The organism is Paenibacillus sp. FSL R5-0636 (assembly GCF_037974255.1).
Classification (GTDB): Bacteria; Bacillota; Bacilli; order Paenibacillales; family Paenibacillaceae; genus Paenibacillus_AQ; species Paenibacillus_AQ odorifer.
In genome coordinates, this window is sequence record NZ_CP150232.1 from 1,289,859 (window position 1) to 1,307,321 (window position 17,463).

The 17,463-nt window shown below is 45.0% G+C and carries 14 protein-coding genes; 9 read left to right on the forward strand and 5 right to left on the reverse strand.

Features of this window, described 5'->3' with window-relative positions; all coding sequences use genetic code 11:
• Positions 1-113: 113 nt before the first annotated feature.
• Positions 114-677 (reverse strand): CGNR zinc finger domain-containing protein, encoded by a 564-nt coding sequence (locus MKX34_RS05570; RefSeq protein WP_038569066.1) that lies wholly within the window; start codon positions 675-677, stop codon positions 114-116.
• Positions 678-897: 220 nt separating this feature from the next.
• Here MKX34_RS05570 and MKX34_RS05575 point away from each other — a divergent pair, with 220 nt between their 5' ends.
• The 7 genes from MKX34_RS05575 to MKX34_RS05605 all read left to right on the forward strand — a co-directional run bounded on the left by MKX34_RS05575 (position 898) and on the right by MKX34_RS05605 (position 7,874).
• Complete coding sequence (locus MKX34_RS05575) at positions 898-1,392, forward strand: DinB family protein (protein ID WP_036686798.1); 495 nt, start codon at positions 898-900, stop codon at positions 1,390-1,392.
• 299 nt (positions 1,393-1,691) lie between these two features.
• Complete coding sequence (locus tag MKX34_RS05580; RefSeq protein ID WP_038569068.1) at positions 1,692-3,452, forward strand: sensor histidine kinase; 1,761 nt, start codon at positions 1,692-1,694, stop codon at positions 3,450-3,452.
• Positions 3,449-4,237 carry a response regulator gene (locus MKX34_RS05585; RefSeq protein WP_036686801.1) on the forward strand — a complete coding sequence of 263 codons (789 nt, stop codon included), beginning with the start codon at positions 3,449-3,451 and terminating at the stop codon, positions 4,235-4,237. Before MKX34_RS05580 ends, MKX34_RS05585 begins: the two co-directional genes overlap by 4 nt.
• Before the next feature lie 111 nt (positions 4,238-4,348).
• Complete coding sequence (locus MKX34_RS05590) at positions 4,349-5,671, forward strand: extracellular solute-binding protein (protein ID WP_076100035.1); 1,323 nt, start codon at positions 4,349-4,351, stop codon at positions 5,669-5,671.
• 101 nt (positions 5,672-5,772) lie between these two features.
• Positions 5,773-6,654, forward strand: coding sequence for a sugar ABC transporter permease (locus MKX34_RS05595; RefSeq protein ID WP_036686803.1), 882 nt, complete (start codon positions 5,773-5,775; stop codon positions 6,652-6,654).
• Positions 6,655-6,667: 13 nt separating this feature from the next.
• Entirely contained in the window at positions 6,668-7,558 is an 891-nt protein-coding gene (locus MKX34_RS05600; RefSeq protein WP_036686804.1) for a carbohydrate ABC transporter permease, read from the forward strand.
• 121 nt (positions 7,559-7,679) lie between these two features.
• Positions 7,680-7,874 carry a hypothetical protein gene (locus tag MKX34_RS05605; RefSeq protein ID WP_036686806.1) on the forward strand — a complete coding sequence of 65 codons (195 nt, stop codon included), beginning with the start codon at positions 7,680-7,682 and terminating at the stop codon, positions 7,872-7,874.
• Positions 7,875-7,900: 26 nt separating this feature from the next.
• Here the strand turns inward: MKX34_RS05605 and MKX34_RS05610 are convergent, their stop codons facing one another.
• The 3 genes from MKX34_RS05610 to MKX34_RS05620 form a co-directional block, all read right to left on the reverse strand.
• Entirely contained in the window at positions 7,901-8,386 is a 486-nt protein-coding gene (locus tag MKX34_RS05610; protein WP_076104663.1) for a hypothetical protein, read from the reverse strand.
• 96 nt (positions 8,387-8,482) lie between these two features.
• The gene (cmpA, locus tag MKX34_RS05615) at positions 8,483-8,614 is read right to left on the reverse strand and encodes a cortex morphogenetic protein CmpA (protein ID WP_094903512.1); all 132 of its coding nucleotides are present in this window, start codon (positions 8,612-8,614) and stop codon (positions 8,483-8,485) included.
• Between the two features lie 64 nt (positions 8,615-8,678).
• Complete coding sequence (locus MKX34_RS05620; RefSeq protein WP_036686808.1) at positions 8,679-9,041, reverse strand: hypothetical protein; 363 nt, start codon at positions 9,039-9,041, stop codon at positions 8,679-8,681.
• Positions 9,042-9,161: 120 nt separating this feature from the next.
• On the opposite strand from MKX34_RS05620, the gene MKX34_RS05625 reads away from it, so the two are divergent.
• On the forward strand, positions 9,162-9,623 hold the full coding sequence (locus tag MKX34_RS05625; protein ID WP_081383940.1) for a SprT family protein: 462 nt from the start codon (positions 9,162-9,164) through the stop codon (positions 9,621-9,623).
• Here MKX34_RS05625 and MKX34_RS05630 read toward each other — a convergent pair.
• Positions 9,613-10,251: a pentapeptide repeat-containing protein gene (locus MKX34_RS05630; RefSeq protein WP_036686811.1), complete on the reverse strand. Its 639-nt coding sequence runs from the start codon at positions 10,249-10,251 to the stop codon at positions 9,613-9,615. The two genes, MKX34_RS05625 and MKX34_RS05630, sit on opposite strands and share 11 nt — an antisense overlap.
• Before the next feature lie 204 nt (positions 10,252-10,455).
• On the opposite strand from MKX34_RS05630, the gene MKX34_RS05635 reads away from it, so the two are divergent.
• Positions 10,456-17,319 carry an S-layer homology domain-containing protein gene (locus MKX34_RS05635; RefSeq protein ID WP_076296836.1) on the forward strand — a complete coding sequence of 2,288 codons (6,864 nt, stop codon included), beginning with the start codon at positions 10,456-10,458 and terminating at the stop codon, positions 17,317-17,319.
• The last annotated feature ends 144 nt before the right edge of the window (positions 17,320-17,463 follow it).

Consider the following 17,463-nt stretch of genomic DNA (forward strand, 5'->3'; position numbering starts at 1 on the left):
TAAAAAATGTACGTAATTCACACTGCGCTAATAACCTCAAGTTTATCCTTCATACACATAACAAGCTTATATTAAGTATAAGAGTTTTAATATGATCTATTAGCCTATAGACTTTATTCCCCCTCAGACTCAGCCTTCTTCCGCGCCCGGAAACGCCGCACCTTCATAAGGTTGCCACAGGCTTTGTCATCGCAGTACCGCTTGGAGCGGTTGCGTGTATCATCGTAATAGACCCAGAGGCAATCGGGATTCTCGCAGATACGGAATCTTGTGGGTTCTTTTTCAAGTAATGCCTCGGCAAAAGACGCTGCAATCTCCGCCATTACCTGCTCCCAGCCACTATGGAGTGGCAATAGCTTTATTTCCGCTTGCTCGTCGCTTTTCCACACAATTCGCCGTATAACAGGACCCTTGTCCATATAGACATTGAGCTGTTCCAGTATTTCTCCATACACCGAGTTTCCTTGCACAATGGCCTGTACCCAGTTCCATAGTAGTGAGCGAAGCTTTTTAAGCTGCGCCATTTCTATCGTGTTCGGCATCTGTGTTTCTAATAGAGCATACTCCTTCAGCCATTTAAAAACCCACTCTTCTTCATCGAGTCTGTCCCGGTCTTTATTCTTATCTCCTGTTCGCCAATCCCGCCAGTAACTGTTAATGAAATCCTCCCACAACACGGTCTGTTCATCCTTTCCGATTCAACGCTCATTACAAATCATTGTAACAGTTAAAAATAAGTTTAGCTAGTTACTTGAATACAATCTGGAAATATGCTACATTTCTTTTGTAACCACTATATTATGGTTTAAGTCGTTACATATTAGTTCGCTTTGAAGTAGTTCTTTTTGAAGCTACACCATGAAGTTTATGTTTACACAAATTTTTAGGAGGTTGAACATGCAAAATAAAATCAGTGAGGTCTTGCTCCAAAATTGGGATTATTGCATGGATATCGAGGATTGGGCTCCGCCGCTTAGCGATGCGCTGGAAGGTGTGGATAGCAAACAGGCTCTCTGGAAGCCAGAGGGTGGGGCGGCCAATTCTATCTGGGAAACGGTTAACCATCTAACTTATTATAAGGTGCGTTTGCTGCGAAAGCTAAAAGGGTTGCCCAAACAACCCGATGCTGAAAGCAACGATGATACCTTTACTGTAACAGCTGAAGGAGAAGAAGCATGGGCGAAAGCCGTTGCAGACCTGAAGGACGTGCATGCTGCTCTTAGAGAAATCATTGAAGCGCTGGAAGAAGGCGCGTATGATTGGGGCGGTTCGGGTCATGCACCAGGGGAAGAGGTAATGAGCCTTATCCTACACGATTCTTACCATACTGGACAAATTATTATGCTGCGTAAATTGCAGGGTTCTTGGGTGTCCAACCGTAGTTTTAATTAGAACCTCCACATTTAAAAATACAAGCCGTACACTGCTATTCCGGTATACCCGGGTCAGCGGAGGTACGGTTTTTTTGTGCAACTCTGGTAGGCATGAGTATATATTCTATATTGTTTTTTTTGGTTGATTTGGATAAATTAAAACGCGATATGGATATGGGCTCAGTAACTAATCACTGATATCATATAATCCAAAGGCTGAATTAACAAATAACTAGAGCTGTAGATGATTCCTGAAGATTCAAGGGTCATCTTTTTTGATGAGGAATCAAGTCTATCAGGCGGAAGGGAGTGTAAAGATTGACGAGGTTTGGACAGTTAAACACATTGCGTAATCAAATTTTCCTGGGTTTCATGTTTGTTATGGTGATCGTACTCGCGACGGTTGGTTTTTTTATGTACGGGCAAGTTTCGGTTCTATTACGCAATAGTGCGGAGAAGCATATTGAACAGACTGCAGTTCAGGCAACGGGCAAATTGGATGTACTGATCCGGCAGATTAACACGTTGACGGCGCAAGTGGCAACCAACGCCTCCATTCAGCGATTGCTCGCTCAAGAGGCCGAAGGAAAGCCGATCAGCTTCGCCGAACGTCAAACCATCCAGCAGGAAGTACGTAAATATGAGGCGTATGCGACAGGGATTCGTTCCATTGAGCTGTATGCAGGTGATTATCAGAAATTACTTTCTGTTGATGACGCCAGCCTGAACAATCGAGTATCTGAAGAATGGATCAGCCGGGTGGATGAGGGCAAAGGACGCCTTGTATGGTTTGGACTTGACCCGCGGAATTCGGATATCGTCATCGCGATTCGTAATATTAGACTGATTGATCATTCATTCACGAAAGCTGGCTATATTATGGTTCAAATTGAGAAAAGTTACTTCCAGCTTACGGATGAGGTGGACAGCTCACAGGCGGAAACACGTGAATTAATGAGATTATTTGATGAAGCGGGACGGCAAATTTCTTCCGATTTTTCCGTAAATGTTAATGCAAATAAGATACTGGATCATGGAGGAGAAAAGGTTGAGGTTGGCGGAGAAGACTACATTGTGATTCAGAAGCAGTCCAAGGCAACAGGTTGGAGGCTAGTAATCCTCACTCCAGTTGACTATACGACAGAGGGGATATCTGTCCTTCGTACAGCGATCATCGTATCCGGTGTTGTTGGCAGTTTATTGTTTCTCATTTTTACTTTTATTTTATCCACGATGATTACACGTCCTATACTGAATTTGATAAAAGTGATGCGCGGTTCGCGATTTGGAACCTTGAAACCGATTTCAGTCACTTCTACCACCATGGAGATCAATGAGCTCAATAATACTTACAACCAGATGGTTCACTCTCTGAATGAACTAATTGAAGTCGTCTATCAGAAGGAGATCGTCCAGAGTCGCACAGAATTAAAGGCACTTCAGGCTCAAATCAATCCGCACTTTCTATTTAACACATTAGAAGCATTCTACTGGGCCCTCGATGAAAAAGGTGAGGAGGAATTAGCTCAAATTGTGGTTGATATGTCGGGGCTTTTTCGTTATGTCATCAATCGAACTGATGATGATGAATGGGTGACTATCGGCGATGAGCTCGACCATGCCGAAAGATATTTGAAGATTATGGAGATGCGTATGCTCGACAGGTTATCCTGGCGGATTGAGTCAGATGAAGCTTGCCGAAGTGTTCCGCTACCGAAGCTGTTAATCCAGCCTCTTGTCGAAAATGCGATTCTTCATGGCGTAGAGCAAAGGGTTGGACCGGGGACAGTCATGCTAATTGTAAGGCCCTCAAGTCGTCCGGGATATACATTGGTTACGGTAACTGACGATGGTCCAGGGATGGATGCAGCAAAGATATCGTCTATCTATCACACTATGGAAAAGGGGAGCATGAGGTCTTCCAAAGGGACTGGGATTGGTATTGCTAATATAGAGCGGAGACTGAAACTCAGTTACGTAGACAATACGGACGGGCTTGAAATACGAAGTGAAGAAGGTTATGGAACTAGCATTTCTTTTGAAATACCGAATGAACCTGGAGAGGGGAAAAACACGTGAAAACTATACTTATCGTAGATGATGAACCTAGAACAAGAGAAGGGGTTCGTAAAACATTAGAAGCCTGGTCATCCGGTCAATATCGCATCGAAACCGCAGCAAGCGGTGTTGAAGCACTGGCATGGCTGCAAAATAACGAAGTTAATCTGCTTATTACCGATGTGCGCATGCCTGAGATTGGAGGGCTAGAATTAGTTGAAAAGCTGAACGAAATGCCTCATCCTCCAGTGGTTATTGTGATCTCCGGCCATCCTGAATTTGACTATGCACAGAAAGCCTTGCAGTTTGGTGTGGTTGAATATTTACTGAAGCCACTCGACAAAACGAAGCTGGTCCGAGCAGTGGAACTGGCATTGAAACGCAAGGAGGATATATATCGAATCGAACGAATGGAGAAGCTGATCGATCCCAAGCTTATGGAAACGGTACAGCAGGAGAAAGTGTATAGCACTCAAGTGCGTGAGGCACTCCAATACTTAGACGAACATCTTCACGAATCGATATCCATGCGTGATATAGCGGATCAATTACACATGAATGCCAGCTATTTCAGCGTCCTTTTCAAAGAGCAGACGGGATTGACTTACAGTGAATATGTAACGAGAAGGAGAATACAACGAGCCAAAGAACTACTGGTGAGCACACGGCTGTCCATTGCTGAAATCGCGGAACAAGTAGGCTATCAAACGGCCAAATATTTTGTGAAGGTATTTCGTGCACTCGAAAATGTTAGTCCAGGGCAATACCGCCAGAACGTCATGACCACGGAGGAAAGAATCCAATAATAGTGGTATTAGTCCCAATCCTTATGACCTTACGACATCATGGGATCCAAGCTACAATTTAGTTAAGCGGTTACAAGGCCGCTAGACAACAATAGAAAAGGGGTTGTAAGCGTGCGCAATAAAAAATGGACAATATTGTTCTTAACGATGTGCCTCGTTCTTGTCACAGCTGGTTGTGGTCAAAAAGATAACAATGCAGGTGAATCTAAAGGTAGTGCAAATGGGGGAAGCGACAAAGTCACCGTTAACTTCATGCATTTATGGCCAGAAGGTGTTTCTGCCGGACAAAATAAAATTGTTAATCAAATTATTAAAGAATATCAAACAGAGCATCCCAATGTTGTGATCAAGCAAGAGGTTCTGGACAACGAGCAATACAAAAATAAGCTGAAGGTATTGTCTGCTTCTAACGAATTGCCAGACGTTGGGGTAACTTGGGCCGCTGGCTTTTTGCAGCCTTACGTTGAAGGAAATCTCTTCGCTCCTGTAGATGACTTGTTGAATGGTGAATTAAAAGACAAGTTCGTCGCAGGAACTACAGAAGCTTATGCTATTAACGATAAAACGTATGCGCTTCCACTTGAGTTTAACATCGCACCTATCTACTACAATAAAGCTATTTTTGAAAAATATAATCTTGAGGTCCCACAAACCTACGATCAGTTTAAGCAAGTTGTAAAAACACTATCTGAAGGGGGCATTGCACCGATTGCTCTCGGCAATAAGGATCGCTGGACAGGATCGCTTTGGTATATGTATCTGGCTGATCGGATCGCAGGCCAACAGGCACTTGCAGGTGCGATCAGTGGATCAGGCTCATTTATGGATGAAGGATTAGTAAAGGCGGCTTCTGAGGTTCAATCACTTGTTGACAGCAATGCATTTGTTAAGGGTTTCAACGGTTTATCAAATGAAGAGGCAAAATCAGAGTTCGTAAATGGCAAGGCAGCAATGTACATGATGGGATCATGGGATCTGCCAAATTTCACAACCAATGAAGAAATTCCACTGGAATTCCGTAATAGTGTTGGTTTCTTCAAATTCCCGACAGTTGAAGGCGGGAAGGGCGACATTAATAGCTGGGTAGGTGGACCAGGCGTAGGATTATTTGTTGCTGAGAACTCTGAGGTAAAAGAAGAAGCAAAATTATTCGTCGAGTATTTCGTATCCAAATGGGGAGAGCAATCCGTAACTGGAGCAGGCGTTATTCCAGCTACGAAGGTGGACACCGCCACACTGGATCTACCACAGCTGTACATCGATTTGTTTAACGAAATGAACAAGGCTAGCAGCATCACTTTATTCGCAGATGTTCAAATGCGTGCCAATGCAGCAGAAACGCATCTGAATATGATCCAGGCTCTTTTTGGCAAAGCGGTGACGCCGGAGAAGTATTCTGAGGAGCATGACGCAGCCATCTCCAAAGGCAACTAAAGCTTCGACAACTAGGTGAAGGGGACAATTAGCTTATCCGGCAGCGTGATGCCGGATAAGCCTTTCCTCAAACGGTTTATGAAGGAAAGGAGTCGGACACTTTGGATAAAGTGATGTCTAACAAAAAAATAATCGCGTTATACGTATTTCCCGCCTTGCTTCTCATTCTGGCTATTGTATATATTCCGATTGTTCTAACGGGTTATTACGGACTGAATAAATGGAATGGTATAGGCGCTCTGACTTTTATCGGATTTGATAACTATAAAGCTTTGCTAACAGACCAAACCTTCTGGAATAGTGCTTGGCACTCTCTGCAGTTAGCGTTGTTTTCTACCCTAAGTCTCATTATTTATTTGGCAATTGCTATGGTATTAGCCGCCCGGATCAAGGGAGCTAACTTGTTTCGCAAAATATATCTGATTCCGATGCTGTTATCGTCCGTTGCGATTGCGCAGCTTTGGCTAAGAATTTATCATCCGACGAACGGAATTGTGAACAGCTTATTAGTTTCCATTGGTTTTGCTAATCCTCCTGCATGGCTTGCAGAGCCTACATTAGTTTTGTTTGCTTTATTTATTCCCATTCTGTGGCAATATGCTGGTTTCTATATTCTGATCTATTACGCAGCACTCAAGAATATCCCGACCTCTCTGGAAGAGGCAGCAAAGATTGACGGAGCCTCTGCCTTACAAATCGCTTGGAAAATTAAGCTTCCACTCGCAATGGAAGTCATCAAAGTTACGATTGTTCTAGCCGTTGTAGGTTCTCTGAAGTATTTTGACTTAATCTTTGTTATGACGGATGGAGGTCCTAATGGCTCTAGTGAAGTGATGGCGTCTTATATGTATCATCAGGCTTTTCGGGCTTATGATTTTGGCTACGGGAGTGCAATTGGATTCTTCCTGCTCGTCATCTGTCTCGTCATTACTTGGGTCATTCGCAAATTAACTGCTACGAAAGATTCGATCCAATACTCATAAGGAGGGGCGCTTCATGATGTCTGGAACTGCAGGAAGGCTAGAAATCGGGCCAAAGACAGGCGGCGCAGGTGCGGAGATCACACGTAAATTCGGCTACTCATTGCTATATATCGTGTTGATTGCCGTTGCTGCTCTGCAATTGTTTCCGCTTGTATGGCTGCTGTTTTTCTCATTAAAAAATAATCAGGAAGTGTTCAACCTTCCTGCTCTATCGTTGCCGATGAATCCTCACTGGGAGAATTACGCGAAGGTCTGGAATGTAGGGAACATCAACGTGTATTTCTTCAACAGCGTATGGATTACCATCGTGGCTACGGTGTTAACGGTTATCTTCGGGAGCTTGGTTACGTATGCAGTTACCAGGATGAAATGGAAGGGAAGCTCGTTCGTACTGGGTTTGTTTATGGTAGCGATGATGATTCCTGTTCACTCCACGCTTATTCCGTTATTTAGTATATTCAATAAGATTGGCTTAACGGATCACCCTTTGTCACTTATTTTGTCTTATGTCGCTTTTAACATGCCGATAACGATTATGATTTTGCTGGGTTTCTATTACGCACTGCCACGCGAAGTGGAAGAGGCCGCGGTTATTGATGGTTGTTCCGTGAACAGAATGTTTTTTAGAATTATACTTCCTATGACAAGCTCGGTGATCGCGACTACAGCCATTATTAATATGATCTATAACTGGAACGAATTTATTTTTGTAAACACATTTATTAGTTCTGATTCTTACAAGACGCTGACCGTGGGGGTGCAAAACTTCATTGGTCAATATACAACGGATTGGGGTGCGATCGGGGCAACGCTTATGATCAGTATTTTGCCTATCCTGATTACATTCCTGTTCCTCAGTAACCGTATCGTTGAGGGAATTGCGGCGGGTTCGGTTAAAGGGTAAGTAGAAAGAAGACCTGAATTTCTCAGCTCGAAAAGCTGAAGAGAATTCCGGTCTTTTTTTTAATCCAATCTGGAATTTTGATTCAATCCTGAAAGCCTCGGGTTAATGGAGGCTATCAAAGATGAACATTCGAAAGGAGAGATTGCTGATGGAACCGGGCTATAAGGATAGAAGTGTTGAAGTGGAGCATAGGGAGGTACAACGGAAATCGGATTCCAGCGTTGTCGCATCTACCTTTATTAAATATGCTGCTTACATTATAATATTTTTTGGTTTTCTGTTCTTTTTGGTTAAATATGTATTTCCTAAGTTTTAATAAGAATTGATTCTTAAGGCGGAGTTTTATTGTTTCTCTGCGATGATCTTTTTTATTACTGCTATAGTTTCTGGTGCAGCATTCTCCAGCATAAACTCAATTGCAGCGAACTGCCGCATAACGTACCTGTGCTCAAGCTTCTCTAAAGGGTTGAAAAAGCCTTTCGGATAATCGATAATCTCCAGATCCCGCTCCGTGACCTGTCCTATGTATTCAAAGGCGTATTCGAATGTACCTTCTGAAATATATAAATCGACGACTTCTTCAATTCGCTTGCGATCAATATGATCCACGACAGTTAGATAATTAGGTGCACTCCAGTAGGCCCCATTTAGACAAGCACCACTTTGGATGTATTCTTGTCGGATCGCTTCGATGTTCTTGAAGGTGTAGAAATCCGATGCCCAGCGGGAGCGGTCAGGGAATGTGACTATGACATAGAGATTATAATTGTCCTCTTCCTCAGTCCCACTTTCCGGAGACAGCTGTATATGTCTTGTTCTACTGATCATGATTATAAGTCCCCTTTCTTAACAAAAACGGATACCGTCTTTTTAAAAGACGATATCCGCTGCTTTAAAGATGTCCTAGATCTTAATCATCCGAGGCTATAACTTCATCTCATTACTCGATTCCGCAGAATTACGATAAAAGAACCAGCACTCATTCAGCAGCTTGATCTGACGGCGGTCTTTTTTGTAATAGGCTTTCATTAGCTGATGGCAGAGCCACTGTGGCAAGCGAATCCCTCCTCTAACAACTTACGTAAGTTAGAATATGGAGAAATAAGCCTAAAGGTGCGGATTACAGTAGGCTTTCTGCTTCCTCTTCGTACCACTGCTCCAATTGAGCCTGTAGCGCTCGGATCTCAGTAAGCAGGGAGATCAGTGGGTAGTTCTTCTGCTCTTGAACAGAGGCGAAGGCCTGCTCCAATCTATTGATATAATCCAGACCGGACTCCAGGGAGTAATCCTCACGTAACAGATCCAGCGAGTCACATTCGGCGATGGCTAAGGGCAGATCCGGAACATTATCGGCTGTCAGCTTGTCGATTTCTTTGTTCAGGCGTAAATTGAGCGCACTTAGTTGGTACGCATATTCCTCAGGCATTTCCACGAATTGTAATTCTTGATTTTGCTGCAAAATTACATACCGCATTTTCGGCATTGTTCATTCTCCCTCCGTACTTGTCTTCCTTCTTGACAGTTTAGCCTATGCACAAGTTACAATTCAAGTAGAGATCTTATTTCCCGTGGAAAGGACTTGTGATAGAACGCTATGGAAACTATGAGCAACGAAGAGCTGCAGCTGTGGATTGAGCAGGTATCACGGGACAGCTTTGGCGTGCCGTTTAGACACACGGCGAGCTTTAACAGCCGGTTGTCCTCAACGGGCGGCCGATATTTTACCAAAAGCCATAATATAGAGATTAATCCCCATCAGCTTGCCATGTTTGGCAGAGAAGAGACGGAGCGGATTATCAAGCATGAGCTCTGCCATTATCATTTGCATTTGGCTAAGCGAGGGTATATGCATCGTGACGCTGATTTCAAAAGCCTGCTGGCGCAAGTCGGCGGAAGCCGCTACTGTCAGACACTGCCGGGTGCAAAAGCTCGGAAGTCGCTGCCCTATCGATATAAGCTTGTATGCAGTGCCTGTGCCATGGAGTATCCGCGTAAGCGAAAAGTAGACCCTAAGCGTTATCGCTGCGGTAAATGTTCGGGCAAGTTGAAGTTATTTATTTTATAACCAAACCTAATAATCCGACAAAAGAAACAGCTTGCTGAGGCGAAATGATGCATCCTTCTAAATCTTTGATATCCACGATCAAGCCACTGAACTCGCAGTCACTAAGATCGATCCCATTAAGCTTTGATCCTGACAATGTGGCTTGATCCATATTACACTCGCTGAAGCTGATTTTTTGGAAATTTGACTGATAGTAGTCGGAACTCATTAATGAACTGCTCTCAAAAGCCACTTGCTTTAGATTAGCGAATCGAAACGTAGCAAAATCCCCGATACAATCTACTACACGAACATTTTGGAATCTGCCTCTTGTAAAGTCTGTGCCAATAAGCTTGCAGTTTCTAAATTCAGTTCGATGAATAATGCCATTCGTAAAATCCACATTGGATAGATCACAGCGATCAAAAATCACGTCCATAAGCTCGATCCCAGTTAGGGAGCACTCCGTAATCGTTACATTTTTAAAGATCACGCGATCAAAGCTGACCTTATTAGCCTCTTGATTATCAATAACCGTATCGCTGATGCTGCAACAGCTGAATTCGTCCTTGGTTTGCAGCGAATATATTTGCTCAGGAAGAAGAGAGTCTGGATCTGCTATTTTTGGCGAATCAATTTTGAAATTCATATGTACCTCCGTTTGTTTACTCTTTGCGGGTAGCTAAAACTAACTATCATCGCGTTAAACCGATTTGTCAATCATCATGAATGTTGCGGGGCATTGGATATCCGTACAAATACACCTTTTTATGGATAAAATCGCACATCGTTTTGTAAGCGTTACCAAACTAATATGAAAAGGAAGTCCATATTAATTAGAGGGGGCACATGTATGAAACGAATCAGGTCCGCAATGGCGGGTCTGCTCGCGCTGCTGCTGATTTTTTCAAGCTTGCCTGTAATGGGAACCGGTAAAGGTTCCGTAGGAGCAGAAGGGGTTGGAGGAACAGGCGCTGAGCAAATTCCATCAGGTACGGTACTCATCAAGAATAAGTGGAAAAACAACTTTTTATATGAGACATCCGCAGGAATCGTGCGTTATGGCATGACCAATCCAGCCGATACTTCAGCGCATTGGACGGTTGAGACGGTGAATGGGCTGTCACGAATCAAGAATGTGAAGACAGGCCATTACATTACAATGGATGGTAACAACGGCAAAGAGGATTCACTTAAGGCGGCAGAACGCCAAGGTTCAGGAAGTGTTGCGGATCAGTGGCTGATCGATACTTCCAATCGCAATGGATACATGATCATCCGAAGTGCGACTGTGCCAGAGGGGAAGTTGGTTATCCACGAGGAGAATCAGCTTGGTTATGCGCAAGTAAGCTCGGATATCAATGTTACGTTTGAGAGTCCGCAGTGGGCTTTTATAGATCCAAATGCAGCACCTGTACGGCTAGAGAGCCGTCTCCGCCCCGGTCAGGTAATGTATGAAAGTGAAGGGAACGTTCTTTACGGTAAACAGCCTGTCAGCAATGAAGCAGCACAGTGGTATCTTGAATCAGGGACGGATGACGGAACAGTAATGATTCGCAACCGTGCGACAGGCCATTATATTAAGCAAAATGAAGTGACCTGGGCTGGGGTTTTTTCGCAGGAAGTCGATATGGATCACGTGAAGCTAAGTGAGTGGACCCAAGAGAATGCACCAGGCCCTGATGGAACGGGCTTCATTACCCTTCGTAACAGTGGTTTAACTGAAGAGGGGAGTCCATTATGGCTAAATCCGCAATTCAGCGATGACAATAATGTGCGATCTAACAGCTGGCCGGGTTCAGCCTCTAATCCAAGTGCACAGTGGAGAATCGTGCCTATTTCCGAATTACAGCCTGTACGACTGGCAACTTATACGGATGCACAAGTGGCTACAGATTTTTTATATGAATCCGTAAACGGCGAGCTTAAGCATGGAATTATTGCGCCAGATGCCGCCAACACCTCTGACTATCTATGGTATATAGAGGATTATGACGGCAATAAGCGTATCCGTAATGCGGCAACCGATCATTATGTTTCTTATAGTGAAGGTACCGCCAAGGCCTTGCAGATTAGCGGAAGTCAGCCGTCGGATCAATGGATTTTTAATGATTCCGATGATTATGATGATTACCAGACGCTTCAGAATCTCGAAAGCACAGGCATTTATTTGTCTACATTGGGTGGAGAACAGGCTGGAGCGATTGACGATGCGACTTCTTTGAGCGCTCAGTGGCAGCTTTTAGATCCTAACACACCAACTGACGGCACAATGCCATATTACCGGATTCAGAATGGCTGGAAGTCATTTTATTGGTATGAGAGCGTTGATGGTCTTTTAAAATATGGAAATATGCAAAAGGATGGCTCCGATCAGTGGCTCGTGGAGAAATATAACGGCCGCAAGCTGTTCAAAAACAAGAAAACGGGCCATTACATGAACACGATGAACATGCCAAATGGCCACCTTCAGGTCACAGAGCTTCCAGACAGAAATCATGTGGAACGAGAATACATCTGGACAGGCAAAAATGTTGGGAACAACACCTACGTAATCAGTAGCGTTCTCGACAAGGAACCTAATAAAATCCCAGAGAAGTATATTTCACTTCAAAACCTCACTAAATATGCTGAGTACGGAGTGATCAATCCAGGTTGGGGCAGTCCGCAGTGGAGATTTGTTTCGGTCACCGAGAAAAAACAAGATTTGTTCCGTTTTCAGCTAGATGCTGTAAATGGAGAGGATCAATATCTTAAGGACGGTCCTTTGCTGACTTCTCCAGCTGCAATAGAGGAATTGCCAGAATCCAAGACGGTTACTGAAGCTGTCTATGCTGACCAGGACTCTGCTCACTCTAACCAAAATCTTGCACCTCTAGCAGCTGCCAACGAGGATGTAACAGTAGGCCAGGCTACTTATGGTCCACTTGATTTGAATGACGATTCCTTTGTCTGGCAGTTGCAAGAAATAGCCGGCAGCAATGGATCGGTGAAGATAAAAAATAAAGGCACTGGACGTTATCTCTCCCTTGAGCATATAGGTGGGGCTGTAGATGAGATTGATCCTAATGTTAGTGTTCAAACTTTGCAAACAGTGTACGATGTATGGGCCAGCATTAAGTGGAAGGTTGATATGCAGGCGTCCGGTGTGACTACCATTATGAGCTCATGGGCTGGTCACTATATCTATGGTGCGTCGGATGATAACGGCAACCCAATTCTCCGAATCAGTAAAGCTGCAGATACAGCGGAAAAAAGCAGTGCGCATTTTACTGCTGAAGCGGTTGATGCGATTGCTCCGCCACTGCCTGATTACCCTGTAAGATTCAAGAATGCAAGCAGTGGGGAGTATTTATACGAAAATGAGCATGGGGTTGTTCTGTACGGACAGCCGTCAGCAGACAATGGATTTTCGCACTGGAATGTAACTGTGCAGGAGGGTAAACAGACGATCACCAACCGGGCAACAGGTCATTTTTTAACGCTGAATGGTGATTATTCATATTTGGAGAGCAGTAGTACAGAACCTGCTGTAGACGGAGCCTCTGCCTGGGAAGTAAGCTTGGCTTCCGATTATACACATTACACCATTCGTAGTCTCTTTGGAGAATACGACGATGAATTAATAAACATTGCCAATAAGACAGGATATGCTGAACGTGCGCTTTTGCTAGAGAGTGAGGGTACGGCACTATGGACACTTGACGCGGCTCCACAGGAGTTTACTACTCCATCTGGAGAACTGCGCAATAACAATACAACAACTCCAGTTCAAAATGATACCAACATCATAACCATTGTTCCGAAAGGCATGGCTGGTAAAGTATTGGCCGAAAAAGAGGGGGCTGTCCTATATGCAGATGCTTCCGATATGGCGGCTCAATCCCAATGGCTGGTTCAGGAGATAAACGGACGCAAACGGATTATGAATGTTCAGACACAACATTATCTTTCGCTCAATGAATCGGGCCAAGTGGTCTTGTTAGCTGCTGGAGATACAGAAAGATCCCAATGGAAGCTGGAAGAGAAGTTAGGTTATACTCTTCTGCTAAATGCGAATGGAACAGGTCTTCTTACTCACAGCGCATCGGCTGTTCAGCTTGGTTCTGCTGCAAATGGAACTGATAGTGAGCTCTGGAGCTTCTTACCTATCCCTACTGATGCAATTTATGCAGGAGGAGAAGCATTCAAAGGGGATCGTGTTATACGGTTTGCAGTCAACGCCCAGCAGGCCGGGGAATATGACGCTGTTATTCGATACAAAAATACCGCTGCTGCTGCAACGGATCTGGCGCTAGAGGTGAATGGTTTAAACGAAGGGGGCAAGGTTAGTCTTGGCAAGTCTGCCTCTTGGAAGAATGCACAGGTAATACTGCAGCTTCGTGCAGGCATCAACACGGTTTCTCTAAGTAGTGACAACGTGGATTGGAGTAAAGTAACCCTTGATAGCCTGACCGTAAAAAACAGCGTTAACAAAACATACCGTGGAGCAACGGTTCCATATATCAGCTATGAAGCTGAGGATGCGGCAACAAACGGAACGCTGATTGGCTCGTCGCGGAAATATCTCAGCATGGCTTCCGAGGCTTCTGGACGACAAGCGGTGGCCTTGAAGAATACGGGAGATTATCTAGAGTTCAAGCTTGCGAAGTCGGCTAACTCCATTGTTCTTCGATATTCCATTCCTGATAGTCCAGATGGGGCTGGTGCGGAAGAAACCTTGACTCTATATGTGGATGGAGTTAAGAAGCAGCTTAAGCTGACATCCAAATATGCTTGGGAATATGGCAGCTACCCATGGTCAAATGATCCTCGCCAAGGCAGTGGACACCGCTTCTTTGACGAAATCCATGCTCTGATCGGCGATACTCCTGCCGGAGCAACTATTCGCTTAGAGAAGGGAACAGGAGATAACGCAGCTTCTTACGTCATTGACCTGGTGGATATGGAGCAGGTTGCCCCTGAGTTGGCTCGCCCGGACGAATTTATTTCCGTAACGGATTTTGGAGCGGCAGCAAATGATGAGGGAGATGATACCGCAGCCTTCAAGGCAGCTCTTGCCGAAGCGAATGCGACAGGTAAAGGTGTGTGGTTCCCGGCGGGTACCTTTAATGTCGGTGAGGGTCTGCTGGATCTGGATACCGCTGAAATACGTGGTGCCGGCATGTGGTATACGGTTCTGAATGGAGCTAAGTTTTATGGTCACGGCGGTAAGGTTGGTGTTTACGATCTGATGATTGAAGGCGGCATTAACGAACGGGATGATGAAGCGATCACCAACGCTTTCCATGGTGCTTTTGGCCAAGGTTCGATTATACAGAACGTTTGGATAGAACATACCAAAGCAGGCTTGTGGTTAACTCAGCCGATGGGTGAAAAGGCGCGTACGAATGGTCTGTACATGGCAGGTCTGCGGATCCGCAATCTTATGGCAGACGGGATTAACTTTGCCGTAGGGACTGGCAACAGCATGATGGAACAAAGTGACATCCGCTATCCAGGGGATGATGGAATTGCAATGTGGTCGTTTACAGACGGCAAGTTGACGGATGTGAATGGTACGGAACGTACACCGAGCTATAACAACACGGCACGTTTTAATACGGTATCCTTGCCTTGGTTAGCGGATAACATTGTAGTCTTTGGGGGGAAAGATAACAAAGTCCAGGACAACGTGGTAAAAGACACTGTGACTAATGGAGCCGGGATTGCAGTGTCTACCCGTTTCACCGCCGAGCCCTTCCAAGGAACAACGATTGTGGAGCGAAATACCTTGCTTAGAACAGGCAGTTATGATTCCGGTTACGGCGTGAATCTGGGTGCGTTATGGCTTTATGCTGGTGAGAGTGATCTGAAAGGAAAAGTACTCATTCGCAACAATACGGCACTGGACAGCACTTATTCGGGGTTGATTGCTCAAGGTGATCTAGAGGGAGATACTCTCACTTCCATTGATGGAGTTGTGCTGACGAATAATGTATTTGATGGCGCAGGTACAAGCGGTATAGAAGTTACGAAAAATCTGAAAGGGAGTCTGCTGGTCGACAACATGATTATTCGTGGCGAACGGATGAACCTTCTGACCAATGCCTCTCCTGACCTAAGCATTAAAGAACAAAATCAAGGAATAGCCACAGCCATTAAACCGTTCTCTATCAAACTAGCAGATGGACAGAGCGGGCCTGTGGTATTAGAGCAGGGTAAGTCAGCTACGCTTAAGGTACTAGATAAAGAAGGCAGAGATATTACCGCACAAGCTACTCTAAATATTATGAGCAGTGAGGTTGCTACATTTACCAACGACAGTCTTAATGGAATTAAAGCGGGAATCACAGACTTCACGGTAACTGTGGGCAACGAGAAGAGGGTATATACAATTGAGGTGCTATCACCTGGCGGGACAGATCCTGTAGACCCGATCGATCCTGTGGATCCAACAAGTACTCCTAGCCCGACGAGTACTCCTAGTCCAACGAATACTCCAGAACCAACAAGTACTCCTGGTCCAACAGACCCTACAGGGTCAGTGAACCCTGTTCAAACCGGCACACCGACCGCTACACCAGCACCTACACCAGCAGCTAATCATGATGCGCAGCTAAAAGCTAAGGCGACTGCAGGGCAGGCTGTTATCGAGATTTCAGCTAATGGAGACGGCACAGCCCGCTTTAGTGCAGATGCTTTACGTAAGGCGGCGGCACTTAGCCCCAAAGCTGTGCTTGTTATTGAAAGTGGAGGTATGAGCTACCGCTTCCCGTTAGAGCTTGTGGAGAGTGTGCTCAAAGCCGCACAAATGCCAGCAGGCACACTGGAGTTTAATTTAAATTCGCTAAGCGGAAAAGGATTAGATCAACTGCTTGCCAAGGCTAAGCAGCAAGGCTTTACTGTGCAAGGAACACCGGCTATTGTCACTCTAAAGGTAACGGATGGCAAAACCTCTGTAGCAGCAAGTGGGTTCGGCACCACTTATGTAGATCGTACATTTATGCTTAAGGAGGCGCTGGATGCGAAGACAGGTGTAGTCTTTATTTACGATGAACAGACGGGTTCCTTCCGTTATGTACCTGCATTGTTTGAGCCCGTTAATGGGATGACCAAGGTTACTGTTAAGAGCAGTATTGCGAGCGGTGTATTTGTCGCTGCGCTGCACCCTGTGACTTTCGGGGATATTGCTACACATTGGGCGAAAAATGAGATTGAGAGACTTGCCAGCCGACTGATCTTGACCGGACAATCCACAGATACCTTTGCACCTCAGAAATCTGTCAGTCGTGCCGAGTTCGCAGCTATGTTGATTCGATCGTTGGGTCTTGTAGCTGCGAACACGACGAAGACCTTCAGTGATGTGTCCGATTTGTCGTGGTATGCAGTGGATGCCAGAGCTGCTGCAGCCTTAGGATTGGTTCAAGGCTATGAGGATGGAACCTTCCGTCCGAACGCCCTTATTACACGGGAGCAAATGGCTGTTATGGCAGCCAGAGCAATGAAGCTGCTGAACCTAGAAGCTGAAGGATATGGAGCAAACGTTGCTACAGATGTTTTCACAGACGCTTCAACTATTTCCTCATGGGCTAAAGAAGCAGTGTCTGACCTGGCTGCAAAAGGCATTATGAAAGGTCAACCATTAGGCAGTTTTGCACCTAGCGGTGATACTAGCCGTGCAGAGGCCGCCGTAATTCTTGTCCGGTTGCTTAGAGCAGCTGAATTATTGAATTAGCTACCGTAGTAGAAGCTACAATATAGCATAAGTAAAAAACAGCAGAGCAGCGATCTCCTCCGGTTATTGGAGAATCGCTGCTCTGCGTTTTTAACGTTGGCTGGCCTGCTATAAAAGCTTATGGGCAAGCAAAAGCTCATTGAC

Excerpts from the sequence above, each read along its gene's own strand:
- MKX34_RS05575 (WP_036686798.1), top strand. The coding sequence starts at position 898 with ATGCAAAATAAAATCAGTGAGGTCTTGCTCCAAAATTGGGATTATTGC.
- MKX34_RS05600 (WP_036686804.1), top strand. The coding sequence starts at position 6,668 with ATGATGTCTGGAACTGCAGGAAGGCTAGAAATCGGGCCAAAGACAGGC.
- MKX34_RS05605 (WP_036686806.1), top strand. The coding sequence starts at position 7,680 with ATGAACATTCGAAAGGAGAGATTGCTGATGGAACCGGGCTATAAGGAT.
- MKX34_RS05610 (WP_076104663.1), bottom strand. The coding sequence starts at position 8,386 with ATGATCAGTAGAACAAGACATATACAGCTGTCTCCGGAAAGTGGGACT.
- MKX34_RS05620 (WP_036686808.1), bottom strand. The coding sequence starts at position 9,041 with ATGCCGAAAATGCGGTATGTAATTTTGCAGCAAAATCAAGAATTACAA.
- MKX34_RS05625 (WP_081383940.1), top strand. The coding sequence starts at position 9,162 with ATGAGCAACGAAGAGCTGCAGCTGTGGATTGAGCAGGTATCACGGGAC.
- MKX34_RS05630 (WP_036686811.1), bottom strand. The coding sequence starts at position 10,251 with ATGAATTTCAAAATTGATTCGCCAAAAATAGCAGATCCAGACTCTCTT.
- MKX34_RS05635 (WP_076296836.1), top strand. The coding sequence starts at position 10,456 with ATGAAACGAATCAGGTCCGCAATGGCGGGTCTGCTCGCGCTGCTGCTG.